This window comes from Selenomonas ruminantium subsp. lactilytica TAM6421, assembly GCF_000284095.1.
Lineage (GTDB): Bacteria > Bacillota > Negativicutes > Selenomonadales > Selenomonadaceae > Selenomonas_A > Selenomonas_A lactilytica.
Genome location: NC_017068.1, coordinates 1,592,535 through 1,615,193 on the forward strand (window position 1 = coordinate 1,592,535; position 22,659 = coordinate 1,615,193).

At 51.0% G+C, this 22,659-nt stretch carries 22 protein-coding genes; all 22 read right to left on the minus strand.

The features are described 5' to 3' along the window. Nucleotides 1-111 precede the first annotated feature (111 nt). Entirely contained in the window at nt 112-1,080 is a 969-nt protein-coding gene (locus SELR_RS07805; RefSeq protein WP_014424670.1) for a DUF6612 family protein, read from the minus strand. Nucleotides 1,081-1,223: 143 nt separating this feature from the next. Continuing rightward, the gene (locus SELR_RS07810; protein WP_014424671.1) at nt 1,224-1,925 is read right to left on the minus strand and encodes an SIMPL domain-containing protein; all 702 of its coding nucleotides are present in this window, start codon (nt 1,923-1,925) and stop codon (nt 1,224-1,226) included. A gap of 290 nt (nt 1,926-2,215) precedes the next feature. Then, nucleotides 2,216-3,295, minus strand: a complete 1,080-nt coding sequence (locus SELR_RS07815; protein ID WP_014424672.1) for a M24 family metallopeptidase — start codon at nt 3,293-3,295, stop codon at nt 2,216-2,218. A gap of 155 nt (nt 3,296-3,450) precedes the next feature. Further along, complete coding sequence (gene aroQ, locus SELR_RS07820; RefSeq protein ID WP_014424674.1) at nt 3,451-3,888, minus strand: type II 3-dehydroquinate dehydratase; 438 nt, start codon at nt 3,886-3,888, stop codon at nt 3,451-3,453. A gap of 26 nt (nt 3,889-3,914) precedes the next feature. Beyond that, entirely contained in the window at nt 3,915-4,196 is a 282-nt protein-coding gene (locus SELR_RS07825) for an acylphosphatase (RefSeq protein WP_014424675.1), read from the minus strand. Nucleotides 4,197-4,276: 80 nt separating this feature from the next. Then, nucleotides 4,277-5,509, minus strand: a complete 1,233-nt coding sequence (locus SELR_RS07830; protein WP_014424676.1) for a peptidase U32 family protein — start codon at nt 5,507-5,509, stop codon at nt 4,277-4,279. Continuing rightward, nucleotides 5,510-6,106 carry an O-methyltransferase gene (locus tag SELR_RS07835; RefSeq protein ID WP_014424677.1) on the minus strand — a complete coding sequence of 199 codons (597 nt, stop codon included), beginning with the start codon at nt 6,104-6,106 and terminating at the stop codon, nt 5,510-5,512. It abuts the gene before it with no gap. A 2-nt stretch (nt 6,107-6,108) separates the two neighbouring features. Then, nucleotides 6,109-7,242 (minus strand): endolytic transglycosylase MltG, encoded by a 1,134-nt coding sequence (gene mltG, locus SELR_RS07840; RefSeq protein WP_014424678.1) that lies wholly within the window; start codon nt 7,240-7,242, stop codon nt 6,109-6,111. 77 nt (nt 7,243-7,319) lie between these two features. After that, complete coding sequence (locus SELR_RS07845) at nt 7,320-7,649, minus strand: DUF1292 domain-containing protein (RefSeq protein WP_014424679.1); 330 nt, start codon at nt 7,647-7,649, stop codon at nt 7,320-7,322. Between the two features lie 45 nt (nt 7,650-7,694). Then, nucleotides 7,695-8,111, minus strand: coding sequence for a Holliday junction resolvase RuvX (gene ruvX / locus SELR_RS07850; RefSeq protein ID WP_014424680.1), 417 nt, complete (start codon nt 8,109-8,111; stop codon nt 7,695-7,697). Then, nucleotides 8,108-8,359: an IreB family regulatory phosphoprotein gene (locus tag SELR_RS07855; protein WP_014424681.1), complete on the minus strand. Its 252-nt coding sequence runs from the start codon at nt 8,357-8,359 to the stop codon at nt 8,108-8,110. The genes ruvX and SELR_RS07855 overlap by 4 nt, the downstream gene beginning before the upstream one ends. A 133-nt stretch (nt 8,360-8,492) precedes the next feature. Further along, nucleotides 8,493-9,677: a pyridoxal phosphate-dependent aminotransferase gene (locus tag SELR_RS07860; RefSeq protein ID WP_014424682.1), complete on the minus strand. Its 1,185-nt coding sequence runs from the start codon at nt 9,675-9,677 to the stop codon at nt 8,493-8,495. Between the two features lie 141 nt (nt 9,678-9,818). Further along, a complete protein-coding gene (gene ahbB, locus SELR_RS07865; protein WP_014424683.1) occupies nt 9,819-10,313 on the minus strand; it encodes a siroheme decarboxylase subunit beta in 495 nt (164 codons plus the stop codon). Between the two features lie 14 nt (nt 10,314-10,327). Continuing rightward, nucleotides 10,328-10,786 (minus strand): siroheme decarboxylase subunit alpha, encoded by a 459-nt coding sequence (gene ahbA / locus SELR_RS07870; protein ID WP_041914335.1) that lies wholly within the window; start codon nt 10,784-10,786, stop codon nt 10,328-10,330. A gap of 90 nt (nt 10,787-10,876) precedes the next feature. Next, nucleotides 10,877-11,500 (minus strand): ribosome biogenesis GTP-binding protein YihA/YsxC, encoded by a 624-nt coding sequence (gene yihA / locus SELR_RS07875; protein ID WP_014424685.1) that lies wholly within the window; start codon nt 11,498-11,500, stop codon nt 10,877-10,879. 50 nt (nt 11,501-11,550) lie between these two features. After that, complete coding sequence (gene lon, locus SELR_RS07880) at nt 11,551-13,854, minus strand: endopeptidase La (RefSeq protein WP_014424686.1); 2,304 nt, start codon at nt 13,852-13,854, stop codon at nt 11,551-11,553. A gap of 82 nt (nt 13,855-13,936) precedes the next feature. Further along, nucleotides 13,937-15,202: an ATP-dependent Clp protease ATP-binding subunit ClpX gene (gene clpX / locus SELR_RS07885; RefSeq protein ID WP_014424687.1), complete on the minus strand. Its 1,266-nt coding sequence runs from the start codon at nt 15,200-15,202 to the stop codon at nt 13,937-13,939. 11 nt (nt 15,203-15,213) lie between these two features. Then, nucleotides 15,214-15,825 carry an ATP-dependent Clp endopeptidase proteolytic subunit ClpP gene (gene clpP, locus SELR_RS07890; protein ID WP_014424688.1) on the minus strand — a complete coding sequence of 204 codons (612 nt, stop codon included), beginning with the start codon at nt 15,823-15,825 and terminating at the stop codon, nt 15,214-15,216. Nucleotides 15,826-15,852: 27 nt separating this feature from the next. Continuing rightward, the gene (gene tig / locus SELR_RS07895) at nt 15,853-17,139 is read right to left on the minus strand and encodes a trigger factor (protein ID WP_014424689.1); all 1,287 of its coding nucleotides are present in this window, start codon (nt 17,137-17,139) and stop codon (nt 15,853-15,855) included. 209 nt (nt 17,140-17,348) lie between these two features. Next, entirely contained in the window at nt 17,349-18,974 is a 1,626-nt protein-coding gene (locus tag SELR_RS07900; RefSeq protein ID WP_014424690.1) for a peptide chain release factor 3, read from the minus strand. A gap of 273 nt (nt 18,975-19,247) precedes the next feature. Next, on the minus strand, nt 19,248-20,198 hold the full coding sequence (locus SELR_RS07905; RefSeq protein ID WP_050992760.1) for an alpha/beta hydrolase: 951 nt from the start codon (nt 20,196-20,198) through the stop codon (nt 19,248-19,250). 111 nt (nt 20,199-20,309) lie between these two features. Continuing rightward, nucleotides 20,310-22,550, minus strand: a complete 2,241-nt coding sequence (locus tag SELR_RS07910) for a SpoIIE family protein phosphatase (protein ID WP_014424693.1) — start codon at nt 22,548-22,550, stop codon at nt 20,310-20,312. Between the last annotated feature and the right edge of the window lie 109 nt (nt 22,551-22,659).

Consider the following 22,659-nt stretch of genomic DNA (forward strand, 5'->3'; position numbering starts at 1 on the left):
AGCAGAATGAGAAATCTGCCGTAATTTACAAACTTAACGTTCCTATTTTAGCACAAAACCGCCCATAAATAAAAGGGCTTGCACTATTTTTTTCACAAGCCCCTGATTTCTTTATTTCTTAGTCATTGGCACTTCCTTCGGCTGCAGGCCGGCAAAGATGTTCAGATCCGTTGCAGATTTACGCACATCCTCCGGAACCGTCAGGCTCTTTTCCTTCACACCTATATAGGTCGTATATGCGTGCAATTCGCTATAATAGGCCAAAGCCTCCAAAAGTTCCCGTTCATCATTCTTCAGCTGCATCCTGCCATCAGCGGCCTCCTTCAGTACAGCCTGGGCATAGCCACGCATGATATCCGTGAAATCCATGCCTACGGTTATGGTACGCCAATTTTTCTTATCCACCACCCAGTTTACCGCCACATCTTTGTTTTTCAGCACGACAGACAGGCGCTGCATGATTTCCTGCTGATTCTTTCGTTCTTCCGGCGTTGTCTTGAGCAAATCATTCTTGCTGTACTTCATCAGCAAGTCAGCTGTCTTCGCCCCATCCAGCAAGATATTCATGCTCCGCTGCTTTTCATCCTCTTTCAGGATGGTTACCGATTTCACTGCAGCCATCGTTTCCGTCAGGTTCTCCACATTCGTGGACTTCAATGACTTCGTCAGTTCTGCCGAAACTCCCGGCACCGCTATCTTATACCACGTCTCTCCCTGCCGGGCATAAAAGGCCAGGCTGTCCTTTTCATGTTCGATATAAAAGGGAATCTCCATCTGCGTTGTATTCCCTTTTTCCTGTTCCGTGAAGCCTAAGTTGATTTTTCCTGCCATGTGCAGGAAACCATTTGCCAATACCTGCCCTTGCAGATCCAGGTCAGCATGAAAGGTCGGTCCCAGAAAATTGACATTTTCCACGAATGCGCGGTTATCTTCCTTAGCCGCTACCGCCATATAAGCTTCCCGAAAAGCCGTCATGCCATCCATAGCCGGTTCCGCCCCCGCCTGACTGCCTCCGAGGAAAAACGTACCTCCAATTGCTAAAACCATGCCTGCCCGTTTGCACCATTTCATATTCCACATGCTGATGACACCTCCCATCTTTGCTGATTTCTTCCTGCTTTCCCTGTTTTCCTGCTGACAGCTAAAAACTATTTATCCCCAATACACGAATCCCCTTTCGCCACCGTCAATCCATCGGGCACGAAAGGGGATGTTGTAGAATATTATTTGCTTAACAGATATTCAATATGCACATTGGCATCAAGAGAAATCACGCCTGGTTCAATATTCGTTGCCGCTGCCTTGGAAGCCATCAGCATATCGCCATTATAAGAACGGGCCTCGATATAGCCAGTGTTCTCTGACACATTCTTTATGCCGACAATCTGTCGCCCCAGACCGCTGGCAATGATATTCGCCTTGTTGCGGGCATCGGCAATGGCCTGGGATAGGGCCGCCTTGCGCACAGAACTCTGGTCGCTGACGGAATACTGCAGGGAATTGACCTCATTGGCCCCGGCATTCAAAGCGGCATCCACAATCTTTCCTGCCTTGGCTATATCACGGATATGCACCCGCAGGGAATGACTGGCCGTATACCCGCTTATTTCCCGGCTCCGCCCTTCTTTATTGCTATAATTGGGGTGAAAAGAGTAATTCCGGCTCTGGATGTCACTGGCCGCAACCCCAAGCCCTTTCAGTGCCTGAGTGATAGCAGCAGATTTCTGCGCATTCTCTGCCTGCGCCTGACTGGCACTGCGCCCTTGGGAAACAACGCCAATCACCAGCTCCGCCTGGTCGGGAGCAATCGAAGCACTCCCCCGCCCGTCAACGGACAACACAGGAAGCTCCTCCGCCGCCTGAGCCAGCGGGGAAAACAATAAAGTCAAAGCCATTACCGGCAAAAACAATCGAGCAAGTCTCATATCGAAACCTCCAAACACATCGAGAAGAAAAATCCTGACACATTGCAATGCGTGCTATCAGGGATTAAGTGCGGCGGGGTACAGCAGCCAGCAGGAGCATGAGACGGGAAGCGTCAAGAACTTATTTTTTGCCAAACCGCTATTCTAGCGTGAAAAGTCTACTGTCTGAGCGCAGCGAGTTTTGACTTTTCGCGATACCTAATTAAAGGCCAAAAATAAGTTTAGCTTCCCGTCTTAGCGGAAGATGGCTGCTGTGCCCCCGCCGCACGCCTTATACCACAAGCCCCAAATCAACGAGCTCCAATCTCAATCAGTTCCTTAGGCGCCTTAGTCAGTGCTTCGCATCCGGTTTCCGTCACCAGCACCGTATCTTCAATGCGCAGACCGCCCCAGCCCGGCAGGTAAACGCCCGGTTCATCCGTCACCAGCATCCCCGGCTGCAGTGCCTCACAGGTGCTCTTCGGCGACAGGCGCGGTTCCTCATGGATTTCCAGCCCCAGGCTGTGACCAAGACCATGACCGAAATACTGGGCCAGATCATACTTGGCCAGATTAGCACGCACGGCCTCATGAACCGCTTTACCAGACACCCCCGGCTTGATCTTATTCAAACCCAACAGCTGGGATTCCAGCACAGCTTTATAAACCTTGCGCTGCTTTTCATCGGCTTTGCCAATGCAGATGGTACGGGTGATATCCGAAGCATAGCCATTATAGAAAGCGCCAAAATCCATGGTCAGGAACTCACCCTCATGGATGACCTTGTCCGTAGCAATGCCATGCGGCAGGCTGCCCCGCACACCGGACGCCATGATGGTAGTAAAAGACGGCCCTTCCGAACCATTTTCCCGCATGCAGTTCTCCAGATGAGCTGCTGCTTGCACCTCCGTCATGCCCGGACGAATATAGGTCAGCATATCCGCAAAGGCAATATCCACAATCTCGCAGGCCCTGCGGATATTTGCAATCTCCTCTGCATCCTTGATCTGACGCAGGGTATCCAGCTTCAACGGCGTCTTGAATTCGCAGCCATCCAGGAATTCACCCAGTTTGGCGAAATAATCATAGATCAGGTCATTGCCTTCAAAACCGACTTTCTTCGCGCCAATCTTCTTCACACACTCCGCCGTCTTGGAAAGCAAACCGTCCTTCTGCTCCACAATCTCAAACAACGGCGCCTGCTGCCCCGCCTGCTCTGTATAACGGCTGTCCGTAATCAGCATAGCATCCTTCTGGCCAATAACAAGCGTAGTATCATCACCACGGAACCCACTGAAATAATGCAGATTCACATATTTCGTGATAATCACCGCATCCAAATCTTTCTCTGCCATCAAAGCACGCAAAGCCTGCAACCGACTGTCCTTCATAAACTACGTCAACTCCTGTGAAAAAATCGTGGTAACCCCGGCGCCCAAGGAAGGGCGCCTGCGGACGTAAATCCCCGGAAGGGATTTCAGTCCGCTGTTTTCGCCTGTGCCCGCCAGGGTATTTGGTCCTTTTCTTTGTGCCAAAGAAAAGGACATCAACTCTTTAACTTGTAGATAATGGCCTCGAGAGCTGCCAAATAGCTCTCAACCCCCAATCCACATATCTGTCCCATAGCGACAGGGGCTATAACCGAATTATGCCGGAACTCCTCCCGCTTGTGGATATTGGAGATATGCACCTCAATCAAGGGCACCTCCACCGCCGCAATGGCATCCCGCAGGGCAATGCTGTAATGGGTAAAGGCTGCCGCATTGAAGATGATGTAATCATACACGGCCCGGGCCGCCTGAATCTTATCCACCAGCACGCCTTCATGATTGGACTGGAAGCAATCCACCTCAATACCAGCTTCAGCGCCCCGCTTCTGCAGCATTTCCTCAATGTCTTTCAATGTGGTACTGCCATAAATCTCCGGCTCCCGGGTTCCCAGCAGATTGAGATTCGGGCCGTTCAATACCAAAACCTTCTTCATAGACATCCCCCTTCAGGATCATATGGTCAATAGCGAATATCAAAACGCCGTTCCATGGCGATAACATCCCGGACTTCCAGCCCGAAACTCTGCACCTTGATGAAGTAATTGCCCTGACGGATAACTTCTTCCAGCCGGTCAATAGCTTCCTGGGTGCCCTGCACTTCCATGGTCACCGTGCCATCGTCCATATTCTTCACCCAGCCCGTGATGCCAAGTTCCAAAGCATTCTGCTGCACAAACATGCGGAAGCCTACACCCTGCACCCGGCCTGTTGCCGTGCCAAAATAACGAACCAAATCTGCCATGATAATTACCTCCCTCAAGTTGCGATATTACAAATTACAGCTTACATTGTACTATTTCTATCAACATTTGTAAACAAAGTCTATTTATTTACAATATCCCGCCGCAAAATCGTATAAGCTTCCACCGGCTGTTCCATCTTCATGCGGATGATCTGCTGGGGATGGGGGGCCACGGCGATTTCCTCGTTGGTCTCATTGTCAATCATGGACGTGATCTTCTGCCGGTAAAGCGGCCCCGTGGGCTGGAATACTTCGATTTCCTGCCCCACCTTCATATTGTTGCGCTGTTCCACCACTGCATAGCCCGTGGCTGCATCATAGGCGCGCACCAAGCCCACAAAATCCGAGGTCTGGTCATAGGAGGTCTTGCCGTAGATCTGGTCTTCGGCGTCCGGCTGATGATAGTAGAAACCTGTCGTATAGGCCCGATGGGAAACCTTCTCCAGTTCATCCATCCATTCCTGCTTGACCGTGAAATTTTCCGGATCAGCAAAGTAGCTGTCAATGGCCAGACGATAGGCCTTGGTCACGCTGGCAGCATAGTGGACGCTCTTCATGCGGCCTTCAATCTTGAGGCTGTCCACGCCGCTTTCGATGACATCTTTGATATGAGGCATCAGGCACATATCCTTGGAGTTCATGATATAAGTACCCCGCTCGTCCTCCTCGATGGGGAAATACTTGCCCGGTCTCGTCTCTTCCACCAGCGCATATTTCCAGCGGCAGGACTGGGCACAGCTGCCCCGGTTGGAGTCACGGCCCGTGAAGTAATTGGACAGCAGGCAGCGGCCGGAATAGGAAATGCACATGGCACCATGCATGAACATCTCCAGATCCACATCACATTTTTCCCGGATTTCCCGGATCTCGTTGAGGCTCATCTCCCGGGCCAGCACCACGCGCTTGGCCCCCATTTCCTTCCAGGCATTGACCGTTGCCCAGTTGGTGTTGTTGGCCTGAGTGCTGATATGCAGCTCCATATCGGGGATCAGCTTGCGGCACAGGGAAAACACGCCCAAATCCGCCACCAATAAGGCATCCACCTGGATTTCCTGCAGATAGCGCAGGTATTCCGGCAATTTTTCGATATCACTGTTATGGGGAAAAATATTGACTGTCACATAGACCTTTTTCCCCCGCTCGTGGGCAAAGTCTACGGCTTCCTTCAGTTCCTCATAGGTGAAATTGCCGCCAAAGGCCCGCAGGCCAAAGGCCTTGCCCCCCAGGTACACCGCATCGGCACCATAGAGCAGGGCCATCTTCATCTTTTCCAAATTCCCTGCCGGGGCAAGGAGTTCTGGTTTTTTCAGCATTTATAAAACTCTCCTCGTGACGGCGAGTCCATCGCCGTTTTCCAATATTTCCGTTACAAAGGGGGGCTGGCTGACCAGCCCGATATATTCCCGCAGCCGCTTCACAATCGTCTTGAAGCGGCGGGGCGTGGGCACATCGCCCTTGACATAGCCGCGGAACAGGACATTGTCCGCCAGTATGGTGGCATTATCCGCCAGCATGGGCTGTATTTTGTGGAAATAATCCACATACTGCCCCTTGGCCGCGTCAATGAAGACGAAGTCAAATTTTTGACCGGTCAGCTGCAGTTTGGTCAGATTTTCCGCTGCATCCCCGCCGATAATGCGAATCCGGCCAGCATAAGCTGACCGGTCAATATAGCCCTGTGCCGTCCTGATCCGTTCGTCACTGAGCTCCAATGTGGTGATTTCAATGTCTTCCGCACCATGCATGGCCATCAGCAGGCTGGAATAGCCAATAGCCGTACCGATTTCCAATACCCGCTGCGGTCTGGCCTCCTGTACCACTTGCAGGAACGCCTGCCGCCCGCGCTCATTGATGATGGGGACATGATGGAGGGCAGCGAAGTCCTCCATCTCCCGTAATAAAGTTTCCAAAATTATCGCACCTGTTCTACAATCTGCTGATGTTCAGCATAGGTATTTGAATAATGATTATGACCCTGACGATCTGCTACGAAATAGAGATAATCCGTATCAGCCGGGTAAAGCACAGCCTCGATCGCTGCCATGCCGGGGCTGGCCACCGGTCCCGGCGGCAGTCCCTTTATCTGGTAGGTATTGTAGGGGGACTCAATCTTCGTATCCTTGATGCTGACATCTTCCTTGGGCTCATCGAGCAGATACTGAATCGTGGTATCCGTCTGCAGAGGCATGCCAATCTTGAGGCGCTTGAAGAACACCTGCGCAATGATGGGCCGGTCCTCCGCATACATGGCCTCTTTTTCTACCAGCGATGCCATGGTTATGAGCTCATGGATGGACAGATTGAGCTCTGCCGCCCGCTGCCGCATTTTCGGTGTCAGCCTGGTATCCATGTCCTCAGCCATCATCTTCAGGATGCCATCCACAGATGGATCTTCATGGAGCACATAAGTATCCGGAAACAGGAACCCTTCGCAGGCGTAGCGGATGTCCTTATCCCGCTTGATATAGCTATAAGGCGCATAATCCTTGGCCTTGCGCAGGAATTCATCCTCATCCACCAGCCCTTCATCGCTGAGCCGCTTGGCGATTTCCTTCACGCCAAACCCCTCGGGGATGGTGAATTTCACCTGGGTGGTTTCCCCGGCTACCAGTTTGGCAATAATCTCTTCCGGCGGCGTATTGGGCTTGAACGCATAGGTTCCGGACTTGAATTTGTCGGCAGCACCGCTTTTCTTGACCTTCAGCCAAAATTTCTTCTTATTGGTGATAACACCATGCTTGACCAGTTCATCACCGATATCGCTGGCACTCATGCCCTTCTTTACCGATACGAAAATCGTCTGATTGGGATCCAGATCCTTGGGCACAGCCTTATCGTCCATACTGAAAAACAATGCCGTCATCAGGGCAATCGCCACCATAAAGGCAGCTGCTATAGCCGTCCAATGTTTCCAGGTCAAAGAACCCAGCCACGACGGGCTGCTTTTCTGCCCATCATGAATATTACCCAACGCCACATCTTCACCATGCAGCCATTTACCCAGTTTATCCTTGAACTCCCCAAGCTTGGAAAGCAACTCCCCCACACCAACATCTCCCCATCATATTTTTTGGCAAAATAAAAAAACTGCCATCCGTAAACTGAATGGCAGCTTCTACCTATTTACTCTTGTTCCGATTCTTCAACCAGAGCATCGTAGGCTTTCTGTACCGCCTCGAATTCCTCATCGGTGGGCTCCACATACTCGTCTTCGCCATCGGCGCCTTTGACGATCTTTGCGATGATGACATCTTCTTCCTCATCTTCGCAGCCACAGCCACAACCGCAGTGGTCATGACCATCTTCCTCATTATGGATGCCAATCAGCAGAGCATATTTCTCCTCGCCTACAGGGATGATCATCTCTTCTTCGTAATAGTATTCATTGCCTTCCTCATCGGTCATGACAACGACTACGCCTTCTTCATCCTGCATATCTTCTTTATGTGCCATTTTCTTCACCTCTTACATTTTCTCAATAACTTATTTTATCCTATCTCAATGAAGACTGTCAAGCCAACCTTGCAGGATAAACACTGCCGCCATCTTGTCGATGACCTTGCGCCGCTTCTTGCGGGACACATCCGCCTCAATCAGGGAACGGGTTGCCGCCACCGTCGAAAGCCGTTCGTCCCAGAAATGCACGGGCAGATCCGGATGACGCTTGCTGACCTCGGCCATGAAATCCTTGACAATCTGGCAGCGTTCGCCCTCCGTGCCATTCATATTCTTGGGATAGCCGGACACGAGCTCATCCACTTCGTACTGAGCAATCAATTCGTCCAGACGGTTCAAGTCTGCTTCCAGCTCACCCCGGCGGATAGTTTCTACTCCCTGGGCTGTCAGGCCTAATAAATCACTTACCGCAATCCCTACTGTGCGGTCACCAATGTCTAACGACATATATCGCTTCATTTAAGTTTCTCCAAATAGGAACGTACCAGTTCCTCCAACAATTCATCGCGTTCCAGCTTGCGGATAAGGCTCCGGGCTTCCTTGTAGCTGGTCACATAGGCCGGATCGCCGGAAAGCAGATACCCCACCAGCTGATTGACGGGATTATAGCCCTTCTCCACCATGGCGGCACTGGCCTGACGGATAATCGTCTCGGCTTTGTTTTCCTCTCCGCCAATTTTAAACATCATCGTTTCTTCACTTACCATGAGAATCCCTCCTGATAATTTAAGCTAAAATATATGATACCATATTTCCGCGATAATTCCTACTGATTTTAATGAAAAGAACAGTTCTGCCCCAACCAATCTGCAAGGTTGGGGCAGAACTTTTTATCTTGCTTTATTTATACTCAGCAGCCAATTTCTTGAACAGAGGCAGAGATTTTTCGATGGTCTCCGTCTTGATGCAGTACGCTGCACGGAAATAGCCTGGGCAGCCAAAGTCAGTGCCCGGAACTAACAGCAGATCATATTTCTTAGCACGCTCACAGAATGAATAATCATCCTCTTCCAAGCACTTGGGGAAGAGATAGAAAGCACCCTGGGGCTTGACACATTCAAAGCCTGCATCGATAAGGCCCTGATACAGGAGCTGACCGTTCTTGACATAAGTGCTGATGTCTGAAGGTTTGTTGGCACAACGCCCCACCAACAGCTGCCACAGAGAGGGCGCATTGACATGAGTCAGTACGCGGGCGGCTCCGGCAATGGCGCCGTAAACCTTGCCAAAGTCAGCTACACTGTCAGGTACTACGATATAGCCGATACGCTCGCCCGGCAGGGAGAAGGACTTGCTGTAGGAATAGCAGACCAGGGTGTTGTCGTAGTATTTGGGGATATAGGGCACCGTGTAACCTTCAAAAGCGATTTCCCGATATGGTTCATCGGAGATGATGAAGATGGGGTGATGGTATTCCTCTTCCTTGGCCTTAAGGATTTCTGCCAGCTTCTTGATGGTCTCCTCGGAATACACAGCACCGCTGGGATTGTTGGGGCTATTGACGATAACTGCCTTGGTATGGTTGGTCACGAGCTTTTCAAAGGCTGCAAAGTCAATCTGCCAGTCTGCCGGCTGGGCAGGCACCACCACGAGCTTGCCGCCCACGGATTCCACAAAGGCCCGGTATTCTGGGAAGAAGGGCGCAAAAGTGATGTACTCGTCCTCCGGCTGGGACAGTGCCTTGAAGCAGATGGTGATAGAAGCAGCCGCTCCGGCGGTCAGGAAGAGATTCTTCCCCGTGATATTCATGGCAAAGCGATTGTTGATGCTCTTGGCCAGCTCTTCCCGTACGCCGGGATTGCCCGGTGCCACCGTATAGCCGTGAATAGCAGAAGGCTCCATATTCGTCAAAATATCCACCGCAGCTTCCTTGATAAACTCCGGCGTGGGCACATTGGGGTTACCCAGGCTGAAGTCGTAGACATTCTCTTCCCCTACTTCAGCGGCCCGCTGACGGCCGAACTCAAAGATGGTGCGGATGGTGGATTTCTTCGTACCCAATTCATACATTTTGTTGTTGACCATATGGATTACCTCGCTTATAAAATGAAAATTGTATCTTTAGACGAAACACTGTTTACATATTAACATATTTATACCACAAAATAAAGAGGGAGCCTGCTTCGCCAAGATTTTTGACTTGTCAGGCTCCCTTATTCGACCTCTTCAGTTTTCCATAAAGTACCGCATTGCAGTTTTCTTCCACTCATGGCGGGAATATAACATCACATGATTGCTGACATGGCAGGCCTCTCCCAGGTCAGCCACCACTTGCTCGCATTCTTTCCGGCTATGGCCATGGACCATGGTATAGAGGTTATAGGGCCAATCCGGGGCCGTATTGCGATCATAGCAATGAGATACAGCAGGACTGGCTGCCATCTGCCTGGCGATTTCATCCAGCCGATCAGCAGGAACTTCCCAGGCTACCAGGACATTGGCCTTAAACCCCACTTCCCGATGGCACAGCACAGCGCCCATCTTGCGGATTTTCTTCGTCTCCTGCATGGCCTTGACGCGCTCCAAAAAGATCTCTTCACTGACTCCTACCTGCTCCGCCAGTGTCTTATAGGGTTCTGCCACCAAGGGGAAATCCCCCTGCAAAGCGCGGACAATACGCTTATCTAATTCACTGATTTCTTCTAAGACTTTTGCTGCCATATGTCCTGCCCCCCTTAATGCAGTTTGAACTGTACGTTGATCTTGTATTTCTTGTTAGCCTTGAGATTCAGCATATCCTCCACCCCGTTCAGGGACTGGACTTCGCTGAGAATCTTCGTCTCTGTTTCCAGATTCGGCGTCAACAGAGTGAACCACAGATTATAGCGCCCCTCCCGCTCATAGTTATGAGTGGCGCCGGGATAGTGATTGATGGCCTCAGCCACAGACTGCATCTTTGACGGTTCAACCTTAAGCGCCACCAAGGTGCCCTTGTAGCCCAGATTGTTGGAGTCAAAAAACGTGCCAATACGCCGCAGATATCCTTCCTGTTTCAACTCCTGAACCCTCGTCAGCACCGTCTGCTCATCGGTGCCCAGTTCTTCTGCCAGCCTGGCAAATGGACGGCTGCAGACAGGCAGGCTCCCCTGCAGCAGATTCAATAAGGATTTATCGAAATCCGTCAAAGCCATCATAACAATCCCTCTCCCCTGTTCCGTCATCGAGATTCTTTCGCAATTCCCATTGATTTTGCGCAATATGAATCCGATTCATATTTTCTATTCTTATTCTAGCAGACTATCCCCGATAACGTCAAGTAAATCTGAACGGCCTTCATTTTTCAGGGAAGAGTACGGCAGCACAGAAATTTCCTTGATTCCCAGTTTGCGCTTGATGGCAGCGATATTCTTCGCGCGCTCATTCTTGCCGATCTTGTCCACCTTCGTCGCGATGATCAACACAGGCAGTCCGTTATCCACCAGCCAATTGAACATTTCCACATCGGATGCCATCGGCTCATGACGGCTGTCGATTAGCTGGCAGACAAAAGAAAGCCTCGGAGAATTCAAGAGGTATTCTTCGATAAACTTCGACCAGATCTTGCGCTTTTCCTTGCCAGTCTTAGCATAGCCATAACCGGGCAGGTCAACGAGGTAAAAGGCCTTGCGTTCCTCGGCTTCCTCAATCTTCACCCCCACCTCGAAGAAGTTGATAGTCTGCGTCTTACCGGGCTGGGAGGATACCCTGGCCAAGTTATTGACTCTTGTCAGGGAGTTTATCAGGGAGGATTTGCCCACATTGGAGCGGCCGATAAAAACGATTTCCGGCAAGTCGCCCTCAGGATACTGATCTTTTTTCACCGCAGAAGCCACATACTGGCCCTGGGTGATGATTACGCGTTCTTTCATTTATTTATTCATCTCCTTTAAAAAGCCTTCCCCTGAGGGAAGGCTTGATTTTATTTCAACAATGCAATCTTCAATACTTCATCCATGGATTCCACGGGCTTGAATTCCAGCTTCTCCCGCACAACTTCCGGGATATCGTCAATATCCTTTTCATTGTCCTTGGGCAGGACGATGGTCTTCATGCCCTCCCGGTAAGCGGCCAGCACTTTTTCCTTGAGGCCGCCGATGGGCAGCACATGGCCCCGCAGGGTGATTTCCCCGGTCATGGCCACATCGCTTCTGACCTTTTTGCCGGTCAGAGCTGAAATCATGGCAGTAGCCATGGTGATGCCTGCAGACGGGCCATCCTTGGGAATGGCACCTTCCGGCAGATGGATATGGATATCCTCTTTTTCATAGAAATCCTCGGCCAGTTTCAGTTTGTCCGAGCGGCTGCGCACATAAGTCAGGCCAGCCTGTGCCGATTCCTGCATCACATCGCCGATCTGACCGGTCAGGATCAGTTTGCCCTTGCCTTTGAGCACGGTTACTTCCGTGGGCAGGATGGTCCCCCCCACCTCTGTCCAGGCCATACCAGTGACCACGCCCACCTGGGGCTTCTTGTTGGCCTTGGTATCCTGGAACTTCACCTTGCCCAAAAAGTCCGTGAGATTTTTCTTCGTGACCTTGATGGGGGCTTCTTCACCTTCCACGATCTTGCGGGCGGCCTTGCGGCAGACACTGCCGATTTCCCGTTCCAGCTCGCGGACGCCGGACTCCCGGGTATAATCGCTGATGATCTTCTGCAATACTCCGACACCGAAGCTGATATCCTTGGCCTTCAGGCCATTCTGGGTACGCTGGCGCGCCACCAGATAGCGCTTGGCAATCTCCAGCTTCTCTACCTCGGTATAGCTGGACAACTGGATGATCTCCATGCGATCCCGCAAGGGACGGGGAATATTGCCTAAGTTATTGGCCGTGACAATCCAGAATACCTTGGAAAGGTCAAAGGGAAGGTCAACAAAGTGATCACTGAAGGTGGAATTCTGGGCCGGATCGAGAACCTCGAGCAGAGCTGCCGACGGATCACCATGGTAATCCCCGGATAGCTTATCGATTTCATCGAGCAGGAACACGGGGTTCTTCTTGCCCACCTTGCGCAGGCCGTCGATGATGCGTCCCGGCATGGCGCCCACATAGGTGCGGCGATGACCGCGGATTTCCGCTTCATCCCGGACGCCGCCTAAGGAGGCCCGCACGAACTCGCGGCCTGTAGCTCTGGCTACGGAGGTGGCCAGCGAAGTCTTGCCTACGCCGGGCGGCCCGACCAGGCAGAGAATCGGCGCACTCTTATCCTTGGCCAGTTTATGCACCGCCAGATAATCCAGGATCCTGTCCTTGACCTTGGTCAGGCCATAATGGTCTTCATCGAGGATTTTCTTGGCAACGGCAATGTCCACCGTATCTTCAGATTCCTCATTCCAGGGCAGTTCCAGCAGGCAGTCGATATAGTTGCGGATCACCCCGGCTTCCGCGTGCATATTGCTGAAGGTATCGAGGCGGTTCAGTTCCTTTTCCACGGCTTTCTGTACGAATTCCGGGTAATTCCCCTCCTGCAGTTTCTTGCGGGCTTCGTCAATCTCACTCTTGTTGCTGTCGCCGAGTTCCTGACGGATGGCCTTGATCTGCTCCCGCAGATAGTAATCCTTCTGGATCTTGTCCATCTGCTTGCGCACCTGCTTGCCAATCTTATGCTCCATCTGCAGGATTTCCATTTCCCGGGTGAGCACGCCATAGAGTTTTTCCAGACGTTCTTTGACATCGATAGCCGCCAGGAGTTCCTGACGGGTTTCCACCTTGAGGTTCAGATGGCTGGCAATAAGGTCTGCCAGTCTGCCGGCATCGTCAATGATTGCCACAGAAACCAAGGTTTCGGGCGGAATCTTCTTGGACAGGCGCACCCATTCCTCAAACTGATGCACGACAGCGCGGTTCAGCGCCTCCATATTCATGGAGGTATCGATCTTGTCGGTGAATTCTTCTACATCAACCGCATCGAAATTCTCCTGCTCATGGAATTCATGGATCAGTGCCCGGCGCTTGCCTTCCACCAATACGCGCACCGTATCACCGGGCAGTTTGATGACCTGGCGGATCTCCGCCACCACCCCTACGGGATACAATTCTTCAAAGGTGAATTCCTCGGCTTCCGCATCCGTCTGCGTCGTAAGCATGACCTCACGGTTTTCCACCATGGCTTCTTCAATAGCCGCCATGGAACGATCCCGCCCCACATCAATATGAATCATCATATAAGGGAATACGACCATGCCCCGCAAGGGCAGCAATGGCAATGTACGCAATTCAGCCATTTGACTCCCTCCTTTTTCCTAAAATAATAATATATAAACAAGGCGCTGCCGCAGCAACGCCTCGCCTTACGCCTGCCATAAGTCAGGCAGATGCTTCACTGTTCTGCACCTTCTTGTCGATGGTCAGAACAGGATCTTTTTTATTGTTTACCGTCTCTTTGGTCACATGGCAGGCCGTGACACCTTCAATGGAAGGAATGTCATACATCACGTTGCACATGATGCTTTCGATGATTGACCGCAAGCCACGGGCACCGGTTTTGCGTTTCAAGGCTTCCTTAGCGATCAAACGCAAGGCGTCATCCTCAAAGGAAAGCTTCACGCCATCCAGTTCCAAAAGCTTCGCATACTGCTTGACCAAAGCGTTCTTCGGCTGGGTCAAGATGCTGACCAAAGCATCTTCGTCCAAAGAATCCAAAGTCACTACCACCGGTACGCGGCCGATAAACTCCGGAATCAGACCGTGTTTCAGCAAATCCTCCGGCAGGAGCTTTTTGAGGGTTTCCCCTACACTGCGCTGCTGCTTCTTGGATTTGATATTGGCGCCAAAGCCCATCTGTTTCTGGCCGATACGGCTTTCGATAACTTTCTCAATGCCGTCAAAGGCACCGCCACAGATGAACAGGATATTCGTGGTATCAATCTGGATCAGCTCCTGATGGGGATGCTTGCGCCCCCCCTGCGGCGGAACCGACGCCACCGTACCTTCCAAAATCTTCAGCAGGGCCTGCTGCACGCCTTCACCAGACACATCACGGGTGATGGAGGGATTTTCCGACTTGCGGGCAATCTTATCGATTTCATCGATGTAGACAATGCCCCGTTCGGCTTTCTCCACTTCGTAATCGGCAGCCTGGATGAGCTTCAGCAGGATATTCTCCACATCCTCACCCACATAGCCGGCTTCGGTCAGAGCCGTGGCATCAGCGATGGCAAAAGGTACATTGAGTATCTTGGCCAAAGTCTGCGCCAACAACGTCTTGCCGCTGCCCGTAGGACCGATCATCAGGATGTTGGACTTTTGCAGTTCCACATCATCCCCCTTGGAAAGGCCCATATTGATGCGCTTGTAGTGGTTGTAGACAGCCACGGCAAGGCTCTTCTTGGCATCGTCCTGCCCGATTACATACTGGTCTAAGATCGCGCGGATGTCCTTCGGTTTTGGGACGTCCTTCAGTTCTACCTCTGCTTCCTCACTGAACTCTTCTTCAATGATCTCATTGCAGAGCTCAATGCATTCGTCGCAGATATAGACGCCGGGACCTGCAACCAGCTTCCTTACCTGCTCCTGCGTCTTGCCGCAAAACGAGCATTTGAGCTGACCTTTTTCATCCCCAAACTTCAACATGACACCACCCCTCAATCTTTAGCGTCGTTTTTCTTCGTCTTTTTGGGACGGGTAATCACTTCATCCACAATGCCATAAGCCTTGGCTTCGGCTGCGGTCATGAAGTTATCGCGTTCCGTGTCATTATTGATTTCCTCTGCGGTCTTGCCCGTGGAAGAAACAAAGATATCATTGATGGTTTCACGGATGCGCTGAATCTCACGGGCCTGAATCTGAATGTCCGTGGACTGCCCCTGGGCACCACCCAGCGGCTGATGAATCATCACCCGGGCGTTGGGCAGAGCGAAGCGCTTGCCCTTTGCACCAGCTGTCAGGAGCACTGCCCCCATGCTGGCCGCCTGTCCAATGCAGATCGTGGACACGTCCGGCTTGATATACTGCATGGTATCATAGATAGCCAGGCCAGCGGTAACCACACCGCCGGGGCTGTTGATGTAGAGATAGATATCCTTGTCCGGATCTTCCGATTCCAAAAAGAGCATCTGTGCTACTACTACATTGGCTACACTATCGTCAATCTGACCGCCCAGAAAGATGATCCGATCCTTGAGCAGGCGGGAATAGATATCGTATGCCCGCTCGCCACGGTTAGACTGCTCTACTACCATAGGTACATAATTCATTGGAATACCCCCATATACAGGGAAAGATTAGGCAATGCTGTCGATGATGAACTGTGCCGTCTTCTTGCGCAGTACCGTTGCAGCCAGATCGCCAACGCGTCCCTGTTCCTTGATGATTTTCTGAACCTGCTGCGGCGTAGCACCATAAGCGGCAGCCATGCCAGCAACTTCAGCGTCGAGGTCTTTCGCCTCAACCTTGATGTCCTCAGCTTTGGCAACTTCTTCCAGCATGAGGTCCGTACGAACGTTCTTCTCAGCCGTTTCACGATAATCTTCGCGGATCTTGTTGATGTCCGTGCCAGCGTACTGGAGGTAAGCATCAAAGCTCATGCCCTGCTGTTCGAGACGCATAGCCATTTCGCGGATCATGGATTCCACGCGGTTGTCAATCATCACAGCCGGGATGTCAACAGTGATGTTGTTGGTTGCCATTTCGATAGCTGCGCTCTTCTGGTCGTTTTCAGCCTTGCGCTCAGCGTTTTCTTCCAGGTTCTTGCGGATATCAGCCTTGAGCTCGTCCAGCGTCTCGAACTTGCTGACCTTCTTAGCCAGTTCGTCGTCCATAGCCGGCAGTTCTTTCTGCTTAATGCTGCGGATCGTGCATTTGAAGGTAGCAGCCTTGCCAGCCAGTTCCTTAGCATGATATTCTTCCGGGAACGTTACGTTGACTTCCTTCTCTTCGCCAATCTTGGCACCGATCAGCTGATCCTCAAAGCCCGGGATGAAGCTGCCGGAACCAATCTGCAGCGGATAATCCTGGCCTTTGCCGCCTTCGAATGCTTCGCCATCTACGAAACCTTCGAAATCCAGCGTCGTGAAATCGCCATCTTTGACTTCGGAACCTTCCGGAGCATCAACCATCTTGCCCTGACGATCCTGGAACGTCTTGAGCTGCTTTTCCACATCTTCGTCGGTAACAGCTTCCACGTTCTTCTCAACCTTCAGGCCTTTGTAATCGCCCAGCTTGACTTCCGGACGCGGCGTAACCGTAGCCTTGAAGACGAGATCTTTGCCATCTTCGAGGGTTTCGATGTCGATCTGCGGACGGCTTACCGGCTCGATCTTCTGCTCTTCGAGAGCATCAGCAAATGCCTTGGGGCCGACGATGTCGAAAGCTTCCTGCATGATAGCATCCATGCCCACGTTGCGCTCGATGATCTTGCGCGGAGCCTTGCCCTTGCGGAAACCCGGAATATTTACACGGTTGCTGAGACGCTTTACAGCCTTTTCCACTGCTTTGGAAACTTCCGCAGCTTCAACCTCCACCGTCAGAGTAACCTGCTGGTTTTCACCATTTTCAACCGTAACTTTCATTGTCTGAAACGACCTCCTGTATTGTCTAAATCAAGGTATGAACATGATTTGACGCACTTAACCGCAAACATGCCATACTTGTTATATCATATCATAGAACGGGAGGATTTACAAGATTTATATGACGATATCCGTGCCCAGTACGCAGATATAATAAAAACTGTGAAAAAAGCAATGGCTTGCTTTTTTCACAGTCCGAAAGTCAGGTGTTATGCTTCCTTCTTATCAAAAGGTACATGATTGAGAATAAGGTCAGGATTGTTATCCATAATCCAGCCCAAAGCCCATTCGTTATTGACCAGCAGCACCGGATTGTTGTGACGGTCATAAACGAACATGCCGCGGTCAGCCCCCTTGAGTTCTGCCGGCGTCACTTCATGACCATCTTCAAAGGCCATCCAACGGGCAACTTCATAAGGCTGCATATTCATTTCAATATCTACATTATATTCGTTCTTGAGACGGTACTCCAGCACTTCAAACTGCAGGGTACCAACCGTGCCGACGATGTAGGATTCCGTACCAGCACCAGCCTGCTGGAAGAGCTGGATGGCGCCTTCCTGCGTCAGCTGCTCAATGCCTTTGACGAACTGCTTGCGCTTCATGGTATCCTTAGCCTGCACGCGGGCGAATTTTTCGGGCGGGAATACCGGGAAATCGGCATATTTGAACTTGTGGGAAGCATCGCAGACCGTATCGCCGATGCCAAACACACCTGGATCGAAAAGGCCGACGATATCACCCGGATACGCTGTGTCAATGATCTGACGATCCTGGGCCAGGAACTGCTGGGGCTGAGCCAACTTCAACATCTTACCCGTACGCTCATGCCATACTTCCATATTGCGCTCAAATTTGCCAGAGCAGATGCGGATAAAGGCCAGACGATCGCGATGGGCTGGGTTCATATTGGCCTGAATCTTGAACACAAACCCCGAGAACTGCTCGTCATTGGCCGGGATCAGTCCATCCGATGATTTGCGGGGCTGCGGCGTGGGTGCCATGGAAATGTAACCTTCGAGAAAATCCTGCACACCGAAGTTGGTCATGGCCGAGCCGAAGAACATCGGCGTGAGTTCACCGGCATTGACCTTTTCCATGTCAAATTCTTCGCCGGCTTCATTCAAAAGTTCCAAATCCTCCTGCAGGGCTTCCCATACATCTTCACCGACGCGCTCGATAACCTGCGGATCATTGGGCTCAAAGACATCCGCTACACGGGCTTCCTGACCATGGGTGGTGTCAGCAGCAAAGAGCAGCACCTTGTCATTGCGGCGGTCATACACGCCCATATACTGGCCATCCTGACCAATAGGCCAGTTCATCGGATAGGAACGGATGCCCAGCACATTTTCGATTTCATCCATCAAATCGATTGGCGCCTTGCCGAAATGGTCCAGCTTGTTGACAAAGGTAAAAATGGGAATGCCGCGCTGCTTGCAGACCTTGAAGAGTTTCTTGGTCTGAGCTTCGACGCCCTTGGCCACGTCGATAACCATGACAGCACTGTCCACTGCCATCAACGTGCGGTAAGTATCTTCACTGAAGTCCTGATGGCCCGGCGTATCGAGAATGTTGATGCGGCAGCCATCATAGTCGAACTGCAGCACGGACGAAGTTACGGAGATACCACGCTGTTTTTCGATTTCCATCCAGTCTGACACTGCATGACGCTGGGTCTTGCGGGATTTGATAGAACCGGCCAGATGAATGGCACCACCGTAGAGCAAAAGTTTTTCCGTCAAAGTCGTCTTACCAGCATCCGGGTGAGAGATGATGGCAAAGGTACGACGCTTTTCAATTTCTTTATTCAGTTCTGCGCTTAAAGCTGACAAAGTGAATCCTCCAATAGTCATATTACATCGATACAAACACATTTACCCCTGTCTTTTCGCAGGGGTTTGCATACCAATAACAATCATTCTACCATAAAAATAAAAAATTGGCACGGGATTTTTGCCCGTGCCAGCTTTAGTATGATGAAAAACATATCGTCATACTCAACACCTTTGCATAAGTAAGGCTTCCTGCCCAGCCAAAAAGGCACCATGCCAAAGTATTTATCCCATGGCATGGTGCCCCATCGTCATATATTTCTTTACTTAGATTTACTTCATATATGTTTCCAGAAAAGCAAATACCCGTTGAAAATATTCCTGAGGAGCAGTATTTTTTGCATCGGCATGTCCTGCTCCCGCTACGATGAATTTTTCCTTAACGGGGGCTGATGATGCTGCATATAGTTTATCCATCATCTCACAAGGAACCAGTTTATCGGCATCGCCATGTATGAACAGCATGGGCACATCGGTATGAGGAACACTGCGTAAAGGTGCTGCATCCGAGATGGCGGATCCAATCTTCACAGGGCTGACAATATCCACACAGTTCATTATGGGAGATTCCGGCAGGCCAAATAATTTGTCAAGCTGCACAGTGAACATATCATAGGCACTGGTATAGCCACAGTCTTCAATGGCAGCCACCACATTTTGCGGCTGCTTTGCCGTCGTCATCATCACCGTGGCCGCCCCCATGGAAATCCCATGCAAGGCAATTTTAGCGATCTCATTCTTCTGGGCGATCTCTTTTGCCCAAAGGGCGATATCATCGCTCTCCTTTACCCCCATGGTAAAGTATTTCCCTTCACTTGCTCCGGCAGCACGCAGATCCGGCGTCAGGACGTTGTAGCCATGCTTTATGTACTCATCAGCATAATCCCAGACAAAACTCTGATTGCGCCCATATCCATGCACCAGGATTACCCAGCGGTTGCTGGGCTCTGGGGGTGAAAAATGGGTGGCCACAAGTTTCAGCCCGTCCGGAGAGATTATCGTCCATAGTTCATTTTTGGCCTGCGGTTTAGCTGGCGCATCCAGTCCCGGCTCCACAATTGCCGCAGCCGCTTCCGGTATGGCCGTGGGGTCTTCCGGATTGCCCCGCAGCAGGGCATAGTCTACGAACCCACTACCGATAAGATAGCCTGCTCCCGCCAGCAACAGCAGAAGTATGACGCACAGACTTAAAAAGATTTTTTTGCTCTTGATAATTGCCAACATCTTCTTTCCCTTCTTATGCATCAAATTCCCCAATCAGCCGCCAAGGAAGGGACGATATTCTTGAGGTCTTCCTAATTTTCTTACGCATATTCAGTCCCCCCCATCGTCAAGTTACAATTTACGACTGTCCTCTCTTGAGTTTTTTTTATAGCCATAAAATTTCAGTCCCAGCATGGTGATATCATCAGATTGTTCCGCTTCTCCAGCATAGACGCCCACATCCTGCCGAACGGCAGCGAGGATTTCTCGCACATTTTTTTCTCCCTGGACATTCAGCGTTTCCTGCAGACGCTCTTCCGAATACATCCCTCCTGCCTCATTCATGGCCTCCGTCACACCGTCCGTATAAAGGAAAATCATCTCTCCTGGCTGCAGGACAAGGCTGTGGGACTCATACATCCCCTCCTCGTTTACACCGAGCATCATATGCTTTTTCTTATGCCGCAGATAACGGAACCTACCATTTTCCTGCACCAGTGGCGGATTATGGCCGCCGTTTACATAGATGAGTTCTCCCGTAACCAGGTCAAGCTGGGCAATAAACACGGTGACAAACATCATTTCCTCATTTTCCCGGCATAGCTCCTGATTGGCCAACATCACGACAGCAGCAAAATCATCGGGGTCTTTGGCCATCAGCACCAGATTTTTCAGCGTCGTTTTGGCGCGCATCATGTAGAGCGCTGCGGGAATGCCCTTGCCAGACACATCGGCGATGGTGATGACCAGATGATTCTCATCCGTCAGGTAAAAATCGTAGAAGTCCCCTCCCACGCCCTTAGCGGCATCCATGGAGGCATAGATCTGAAATTCCTGGCGGCTGGTCAGGAAATCCTGTGGCAGCGCCCCCAGCTGAATGTTTTTGGCCACCGAAAGCTCAGCTGCCGCTTTCTCCTTCTCTGCCGTCACCTGGGACAGGTTCTCGATATATGCTTTCAGCTCATCCGTCATAGCATTGAAGCAGACGGCTAGATGTTCAATCTCATCACCGGTTTTTATCTCCAACTTCTTGTCCAGATTGCCGCTGGCAATTTCCCTTACGCCATCAGCCATCTGCTTTATGGGCTGAACGAATCGGTCTGAAAGCCGCTCTGACATGAAAAACATGATGACAATCATGATGAGCAGCGCCAGCAGAGCCGCCTGCAAAAGGAAAAGATATTCACGCTGCAGGTTTTCCTTGAAATTATCCATCTGCCCCATAAAATAATTCTGGCTTTCCTGAAGAGAAGAGGAAATATCCTCCTGTGACACCAAAAGACCAAGGCTCCAGCCCATGGTGGGGATAGGCGCAAAGGCCAGCATATACTTCTCGCCGTATACCTCCACAGGCAGCATGCCTCTTTCGCCCTTGGCCATCTGCCGGGCAGCCTGGGCCAGCTCCGCCACCTCACTTTGCCGCAGGTCCTGTGGCTGGTCTGTCTCTGCCAGCACACCTTCCTGCATAGGCGAAAAGACAATTTTGCCCTCATTGGTCATGACAAAGTTGATGCCCTTTTCGCCAATGGCAGTATCGTGAATGTATTGCCGCAGCTTTTTCGTAGCCATATCCAGGCTTGCCACTCCGGCAATCCCTTCCGCATCATAGTAAGGGACAGAGCAGCTTATTACCTCCACATCGCTGTGTTCCTCGTTCAGAATCGTGAGATAAGGCAGGGAAAATACCACCTTATTGGCGTTGACAGCATTTACATACCAAGGCCGGACACGAGGGTCATAGTCAAAGGCCGGGTCATCGGACAAGGGACTGTATTCATCGCCGGGAAATACGCTGCTGCAGATCAAAAATCCATGTTTGCTGCCAAAATAGGTTGCCGAATAGCTGTCATTGCCGTATGACTTTTCCATCGGCACCAGCGTGCCCTTGATATTGGCAGACAGCTCCACTTCCTTTTGTACCGTTTCGATGCCACGCTTGCGCACATCGGGGCTGTAAAGAATACAGGGCGCAGTAGGCGGAACTTTTCCATTATACAGGTCAAATACGTTCCCCGGCAGAAAGTTTTCTGGATGCAGCTGAATCCAGGTCAAAGCCTCGGACAGGATCTGCACATCATGCTGCATCAGCGACATTTCACGATCAATATACCCTGCTTCCGCCTTGGCCAGTTCCGCCAAAGTATCCTTGCTGGTCTTGTTGATATACTGCTTCGTGTACTCAGCCCCCGACTCCGAAAGCTGCGTTCCCATGTCCGCTATGTCTTTGCGGACAAAGGTCATGCCATAAAATGACAGCCCGGCAAACACCATGGCCGACAACAAGCTGCTTAAGATCAGCAGCCGCAACAGACGCGTCCTGATATTTGGCTGTTCATGCACCATTTTTCGTAATACCCGCAAGAACTCTCCCATAATCCGAACATCCTCTCAATTCAAAAGCACCATAACCAGTACATGTATTTTTTATAATTTCTATAAAAGTCATAAAATTCCTTCTTGCTTTGGTTTCAGATTGCCTGTT